The following is a 6271-nucleotide window of genomic DNA, read 5'->3' as shown; positions in this document are numbered from 1 at the left end:
CAGCTCACCAGTCCACTCACCCTGCATAACAGCAGTCTGACCCCGCCGACCAAACGACGAGGTCAGAACGCATGATTTTCATCGGCCTTCTAGGCACGGTTGTGACATCCCCGGTTCTGATGAGCAGGGCGGGAAGGCGCTGGAGGAGCATGTCCTCGCGCACGGAGAGGCTCTTCGGTGTCCCGGCCCGTAGCTCGTGTTCCTTCGTGTTGAAGGACTGTTCTTCAGAGTGCTTGCATCGCCGCCCGTTCGGATATTACCCAGTCCTCGGGGGCGTTCCAGCGCGTGATTCCGCTCGTTCTTTGCGGGCGGCACCTGGCAAAGTTCTGGGCATGAGCAGCGTCGATGGTCTTCTGTCTAGTTAGTTGTCATGTGAACTAAGTCGTTAGACGCTTTGGTGTGATTGGTGGTCGGGGCGCCTCCCTTTCGGTCGGCTGGCCATTGAGGCCGTACTCCTCGTTGTCGTCGCCGAGGAGCCGAGCTTCGATCTGGGCCGCGAGTCGCGCCAGGTCCTTGTCGTCGGCATGGGCGCCGCGGACTTCGATCTGGCCGTTCTTCCACGTCAGACGTGCCTCGGTGCCGGCGTGACAGGTGAAGACGTGGTCCAGTGGCCCATTTGAGCTATCGGCGGCGATGTCGGGATGTGCCGCGGCGAACGCAGTCCACTCGTCGACGGAAATGGGATGGTCGGCGCTGTCGGCCCACGAGTCGTCGGCTCTGGTGATGTGCAGGTAGTAGCCCATGTCGTCCTGCCGGCTGCCCGAACTCCCGATGATGTACCAGCGCGGGCGGGAAGCCTACCGCCGCCGAGGCGTGGCGTGCGCCAAGACCTGGTCGGCGGTCTTGGCCCGGGCGAACGGTTTGGCCCGGCCGTTTACAGTCGGTCGAGGCGAACGAACTGAACACCGGGCCGGTGAGACGGATCCGGCAGCCGGTGACGCGGATTTGTGCCGGTCAGTCGCCGGAGGCGTAACGAGTAGGCGGAAACGGGTCTTGGGCCGCGTGTCCAGAGCCGTCGTCAGTGCGCAATTCGCCGTCGCGGACCTGGTCGTCGACCTCGTCGACCGCTTCGGTGTAGGCCGCCTGCGGATCGGCGTCCGCCGGTGTCGCGTCGAGATCCGGCGGCAGGCCCGTGGCGATTCTGTCGAGTTCGGTGCGTGCTTCGAGTTGTTCCTCGTCAGGGCGTAGTGGCAGGCCGCCGCTGTGGTCGGTGAGGGGGTCGCCCTCGACCTTCTTGTTCGATTTGTGGTGTCCCATCGGGGTCTCCCTTCAGGTGAAGCCGCTTCGTGGTGGGGCGGGTCGGCCGCCTTTTCATGCCGTCAGGGATCCGGTTACCTGCCCGGAGCCGTGATCTGGAACCCGGCGGCGTTCGTGGCGTCGTTCGCCTTATCGCCGAGATCCCGGATCTTGTCGAAGAGTCCCATGGCCTCAAACTATGTGTGTAACGACGACGGCGCCTGTTGTGGCTCCTCACGGCCAGTAATCGAGGGCGGGTTTGTCCAGGTGGCCAACGGATTTGGTCGGTAGCTACAAAAGGTCGCCAGCTGTGATCTGCGCCGGTTACCGTATGCGTTCGAAATGCGGAACGGTTCGGATGAAGGCGGAGTGGTGTCGTTGACGATGGCGAGGGTCGCGGGATTCCCCATAGCCGTGCGCGTTGCTGCCGCGTACCACCGCTATGCGGAGCGCAGCGGCAACTTCGTGGCCGCTGCCGTGGCGTTCTACGGGTTTCTGGCGCTGTTCCCGCTCACGGCGCTGGCCGCTGCGGTCGTCGCCGCCACGCTCAGCCCGGCGCGGGTGCGGGGTTTGCAGCGCAGGATCGCCGATGAGATCCCCGGTATTGCCGACAAGGTCGACGTCAACGCCTTGGTGAGTCATGCCGGGACGGTCGGGGTGGCCGGCGCGGTTGTGCTGATGTACCTCGGCCTGAACCTGGTCGCGGCTCTGCGGCCGGCGATCCGTGAGATCTGGTTCGGATTCCAGCCGCCGGCCGAGGGGCTTGAGAACCTGGTCGTGACGAAGCTGAAGGACGCCGTTTCCCTGCTCGGGCTCGGGGTCGCGATGGCGGTGTCGGTCGGGTCGTCAACCCTTGCGACCTCCGTCATCGGCCACGTTTCGGGACCGCTCGGTCTGGTCGGCCAGCCGGTCGGCCGGCTGTTCCTGCGCGGTGCCGGACTGGCGGTGGGCGTCGGTGCGGGCGTCGTGATGTTCACCTACCTGTTGGCGGGCATGCCGCGCCTGGAGATGCCACGGCGGGTGGCCCTTCAGGGCGCGCTGATCGGTGCCGTCGGATTCGAGGTGCTCAAGGCTCTGGTCGCGTCCTACATCTCCGGTGTCGCGAGCAAGAGCATGTATGGCGCGTTCGGAGTCCCAGCCGCACTGTTGCTGTGGATCTACCTGGTGGCCAGGTTGTTGTTGTTCTGCGCGGCCTGGACCGCGACCTGCGAACCGGCTCAGCGTGGGGAACATAACGGGCACGCCGAGGGAAGCCGGCGGTGACACGGATGCGCTCCGTGCCACCGCCGTTCTGTCGGCCGCGGGAGGCCGTCAGCCTTCTGCGGTGACGGTCGCCGCGTCGGCAATGAGCGCCTTCAACTGTGCGGCGGCCTGGTCCCAGCCCGGCGCTGACAGCAGTGCGTTCACCTGGTCGCTGGTCAATGCGAACTGCGAGGCCGACGGTGCCACCATGGCGGCCTCGACCTCAGTGCCGTCTGGGCGCAGCCAGATGTAGTCCAAGAAGTAGGGGCCGGTCTGGTTCACGGGATCCTTCCGGCTTTTGTACGTGATGAGCTCGCCGCCCTTGGCGAACGGGGTGACGGTGCACACGTCCTGCGGGCTCAGCTTCAACTTCTGGCAGGTGAGTGCGTCGGTGCGGACCGCGACGTCGACCGCGGCGCCCGGACCGTCCGTGGTGCCCATGTTCCACGTGCCGTTGACGAGGCCGAGGATGTCCGCTAGAGCGCCGTTGACGGGCAGATGCTTCCCGTTCGGGATCTTCGTGCCGCCCGCGCCGAATCCCGTGTTGACGGGATGCGAGCCGGGCGGAAGGGCGCCCAGCGCGGTGTTGAGTACGAAGTTCGCGAGTGCTTTGCCCTCAGCCGCTGTCACGTGCTTCGGCGGGGCCGTGGTCGTCGGCGACGTCGAGTGGTCCGGGCTCGGACTCGAGCCCGATGTCGAGGGGCCGCCCGCGGCCGGCGCGGTCGACGATGACGGGGACACTCCGCCGTGCGTCGGGATCTGGGTGACGACGGCGCCGGCGACGCCGACCACGGCAACTGCGGCCAGAGTTCCGGCGGCGGCGGAGCGGCGCCGGTGGCGTCGCGCGTGGGCCAGTGCACCGGCGTACAGGGTGGTGGAAGCCGGCGCGTCGAAGGAGAAGGCGGTTTCGCGCATCGCTTCGGCGATGCCGTCCGGTCGATCGTGGTCGATCTCTTGGAAGTGGTCGGTGGACATGGAAGTACACCTCTCTCGTTGTCGATCTGTGCTCGTGAAAATCAGTGGACGATCGGGAAACCGGGCCGGTCCGGACGGGCCCGGGAAGTGGCTCAGGAACGCGCCAGGTCGGCGAAATCGCCACCGAGCCGGTCACGAACCCGAGCCAGCGCGCGGGAACAGCGCGAGCGAACGGCCGTGTCGGACAGGTTCAGCCGCGCCGCCGTCTCGGCGACGGTCAGGTCCTCCCAGAACCGCAGAACCAGCACGGCCCGGTCGACCGGCGGCAGCGACCGCAGCGCCGCCAGCAGCGCCAGACGGAGCGCGACGTCGTCGCCGCGGTCGGGCTCGGGCCGATCCGCGACGCCGCCGAGCCCGCCGGCGCCTGCCGGGAGCTCGGTGCTGCTCCGCTTGCGCCGCCCCGACACGAACCGGTTGACGAGCGTGGTCTGTGCGTAACCGACGGGGTTGTCCAACCTGCCGATGCGCTGCCACCGCCGGTAGAGCAGCCCGAAGGTCTCCTGCACCAGATCCTCGGCGGCATGGGTGTCCCCACCGGTGAGCAGGCAGGCGGAACGGAACAACCGCGCTCCGCTGGCCGCGACGAACGCCTGGAAGTCCAGGGGCGGGTCGTCGGCCTCCGTCGGGCCGCGACTCCCGCGCTGTATGAGCCTCATATCCGATCAACGCCGTGAGGGTGGTGAACTGTGGCACGCGACGTTCGCTCTCGGCCGCGTTCGCGAGACCGCAGGTGGAAGCGGCGGCTGTTGTCGCGGCGCCCAAAGGATTGCGTGGCCGGCGCCAATGACGTCGGGTCGGGCGCATACCTACGATCGAGGCACCTCCCGGGAGCTTCAGCGCCAGCCCGATTTCGAGGAAGTGAAGGTATGTCAGAACCGATCTACGTCTACATCGGTACCTATGCCGACGAGCAGACGGCCAAGTCCGACCTGGAGGTTGTGCGTGACCTCTACGGTGACGGGGTGCTGCGCACCTACGACGCGGCCGTGGTGACGAAGGAGGCCGATCAGAGGATTCACGTGCGTCGCCATGAGCACACGGCGGCCCGTTCGGCTTGGCACGGTGCGGCTGTGGGCGCCCTGGTAGGGGTGCTTTTCCCGCCGGCGTTCATCGTCAGCACCGTGGCCGGTGCCGCCGCCGGCGGTCTCGTCGGGCACCTGTGGCACGGGCTGTCCCGGGACGACCTGAAGGAGCTCGGTGAGTGGCTCGATGCCGGGGAGGCCAGCCTGGTCGTGATCAGCACCACGGAAATCGACCACGCGCTGACCACGGCGCTGAAGGCCACGGCGCACCAGACCAAGAAGCTCGAGGTGGCCGACCTCAAGGCATTCGAGGCCGAGCTCAAGAGCGTTTCCGCGGACTGAGCACACCTGTGTGGTGACTGGTGACTGGTGATCGGATTGAGGCCAGGCCGCCGTGTCATCGCTCGGCTGTTCGGCACGGCGGCCCAGGCCCGCTCGACACCGCGGGCCTCAGCTGCCGTGGCGTCAGGCTGACTTGGGGGGCTTGTCGGCCACCCGGACCGCGTACGCGGCGGCGGCGAGTTCGGCGATGCCGTGGGGGTCCGACAGAACCCGTCCGGTCAGGTCCTGAACCCGTCGCAGCCGGTAGCGCACGGTGTTGGGATGGCAATGCAGGATCTCTCCGGACCGTTCGGCCGATCCGTTGTTGTCGAGCCAGACCATGAGCGTCTGCAGCAGGATCTCCCGGTCCTCCGACGGCAGAGCGAGGACGGGCCCGAGCACGTCCGCGGTGAGCCTCCGGCTCTCCTCGGACTCGTACACCATGAGCGCGGCCAGCGGGCTCGGGTTGAACGGTCGCACTTCGGCGCGGCCCGGTGGCAAGCCGGCCAGCGCGGCCTGCGCGAGACGCAGCGCACGCGGGGTGTCGGTGACCGCGCCGAAGGCGGGACTGATGCCGGTGCGGGCCCGTGCGGTGGTGCGCAGCACGGTCAGCAGCTGCCCGTAACCGCTGCCGTTGCCGGTGCCGGTGCCGCTCGAGCGCACCGACACGATGCCGAGCTGCTGGGCGGGCGTCAGGCGCCAGCCGGAGACGATGCCGATGTCGGCCAGCCGGCGTTCGATGTCGGGCAGGCTCGCCTCGGCCAGGGCCCGGGTTTCGGCGGCCACGACCACCAACACCCCCTCGCGGTGCAGGCCCAGCAGTTCGGCGGCTTCCCACGGCCCGGTGTCTGCACCGGGCAGGCCCGTCAACAGCGCCTCGACCATCGCCGCGCGGCGCTCCTGGCGTGCGAGCATCAGGTGTGCGGTCGTGGCCCGGTAGGACTCGGTGAGCGCGAGCGCGTGCTGGTCGGTGAGCTGCAGGATCAGGCTGGCCGTGGACAACAGCGCCTCGGCGGCGGCGAGCTCGCGGTCGCGGCTGGTGTGCGCCACCAGTGCGTCCCACAGCGTGGTGAAGCAGATGCGGTAGCAGCGCAGCACCTCCGGAAGCGGGGCACCCTGCATCGCGCGGCGGCGGCCGGTCGCCGTCGGCGCCTCCAGATCCAGCGGTGCCTGCGGCTGGGCGATCGCGCCGACGAGGAAGCGCATGTTCGCCCCGACCGAGCGGTGCAGTTCCGCGGCGTCGACGATCTTGCCTTCGCGGTAGAACGGGATGCGGTCGACGGTCGCGGCGCACGCGGCCTCGATCAGCTCCGGCAGACACGACTGCGCCCAGGCAGCCAGTGCCGCCAACTCTGTGCCCGTCACGCGAATCGGCCTCCAGCCCAGCGTTCGCCCGCATGGTGCGGGAAACTGATCCAACAGCGGCGTCCCACCGACTCATGCTGCCAGACGGTTGTCGGCGTCCCGATGCCTTC

General features: G+C 68.3%; 7 protein-coding genes. 2 read left to right on the top strand and 5 right to left on the bottom strand.

Features of this window, described 5'->3' with window-relative positions:
- Nucleotides 1-377: 377 nt before the first annotated feature.
- Together ABH920_RS39575 and ABH920_RS39570 are read right to left on the bottom strand one after the other, a co-directional pair.
- On the bottom strand, nt 378-743 hold the full coding sequence (locus tag ABH920_RS39575) for a hypothetical protein (protein ID WP_370354441.1): 366 nt from the start codon (nt 741-743) through the stop codon (nt 378-380).
- 211 nt (nt 744-954) lie between these two features.
- The gene (locus tag ABH920_RS39570) at nt 955-1257 is read right to left on the bottom strand and encodes a hypothetical protein (RefSeq protein ID WP_370354440.1); all 303 of its coding nucleotides are present in this window, start codon (nt 1255-1257) and stop codon (nt 955-957) included.
- A gap of 363 nt (nt 1258-1620) precedes the next feature.
- Here ABH920_RS39570 and ABH920_RS39565 point away from each other — a divergent pair, with 363 nt between their 5' ends.
- Nucleotides 1621-2499 (top strand): YihY/virulence factor BrkB family protein, encoded by an 879-nt coding sequence (locus ABH920_RS39565; RefSeq protein WP_370354439.1) that lies wholly within the window; start codon nt 1621-1623, stop codon nt 2497-2499.
- Nucleotides 2500-2547: 48 nt separating this feature from the next.
- Here the strand turns inward: ABH920_RS39565 and ABH920_RS39560 are convergent, their stop codons facing one another.
- Both ABH920_RS39560 and ABH920_RS39555 read right to left on the bottom strand, forming a co-directional pair.
- A complete protein-coding gene (locus ABH920_RS39560) occupies nt 2548-3453 on the bottom strand; it encodes a hypothetical protein (protein ID WP_370354438.1) in 906 nt (301 codons plus the stop codon).
- A 92-nt stretch (nt 3454-3545) separates the two neighbouring features.
- Nucleotides 3546-4109 carry a SigE family RNA polymerase sigma factor gene (locus tag ABH920_RS39555; RefSeq protein ID WP_370354437.1) on the bottom strand — a complete coding sequence of 188 codons (564 nt, stop codon included), beginning with the start codon at nt 4107-4109 and terminating at the stop codon, nt 3546-3548.
- 210 nt (nt 4110-4319) lie between these two features.
- Here ABH920_RS39555 and ABH920_RS39550 point away from each other — a divergent pair, with 210 nt between their 5' ends.
- The gene (locus ABH920_RS39550) at nt 4320-4817 is read left to right on the top strand and encodes a DUF1269 domain-containing protein (RefSeq protein ID WP_370354436.1); all 498 of its coding nucleotides are present in this window, start codon (nt 4320-4322) and stop codon (nt 4815-4817) included.
- 123 nt (nt 4818-4940) lie between these two features.
- Here the strand turns inward: ABH920_RS39550 and ABH920_RS39545 are convergent, their stop codons facing one another.
- Nucleotides 4941-6161, bottom strand: coding sequence for a PucR family transcriptional regulator (locus tag ABH920_RS39545; RefSeq protein ID WP_370354435.1), 1221 nt, complete (start codon nt 6159-6161; stop codon nt 4941-4943).
- Between the last annotated feature and the right edge of the window lie 110 nt (nt 6162-6271).

This window comes from Catenulispora sp. EB89 (assembly GCF_041261445.1).
Lineage (GTDB): Bacteria > Actinomycetota > Actinomycetes > Streptomycetales > Catenulisporaceae > Catenulispora.
This window is presented reverse-complemented; position numbering and strand designations above follow the sequence as displayed.

Excerpts from the sequence above, each read along its gene's own strand:
- ABH920_RS39560 (WP_370354438.1), bottom strand. The coding sequence starts at position 3,453 with ATGTCCACCGACCACTTCCAAGAGATCGACCACGATCGACCGGACGGC.
- ABH920_RS39555 (WP_370354437.1), bottom strand. The coding sequence starts at position 4,109 with ATGAGGCTCATACAGCGCGGGAGTCGCGGCCCGACGGAGGCCGACGAC.
- ABH920_RS39570 (WP_370354440.1), bottom strand. The coding sequence starts at position 1,257 with ATGGGACACCACAAATCGAACAAGAAGGTCGAGGGCGACCCCCTCACC.
- ABH920_RS39550 (WP_370354436.1), top strand. The coding sequence starts at position 4,320 with ATGTCAGAACCGATCTACGTCTACATCGGTACCTATGCCGACGAGCAG.
- ABH920_RS39575 (WP_370354441.1), bottom strand. The coding sequence starts at position 743 with ATGGGCTACTACCTGCACATCACCAGAGCCGACGACTCGTGGGCCGAC.
- ABH920_RS39565 (WP_370354439.1), top strand. The coding sequence starts at position 1,621 with ATGGCGAGGGTCGCGGGATTCCCCATAGCCGTGCGCGTTGCTGCCGCG.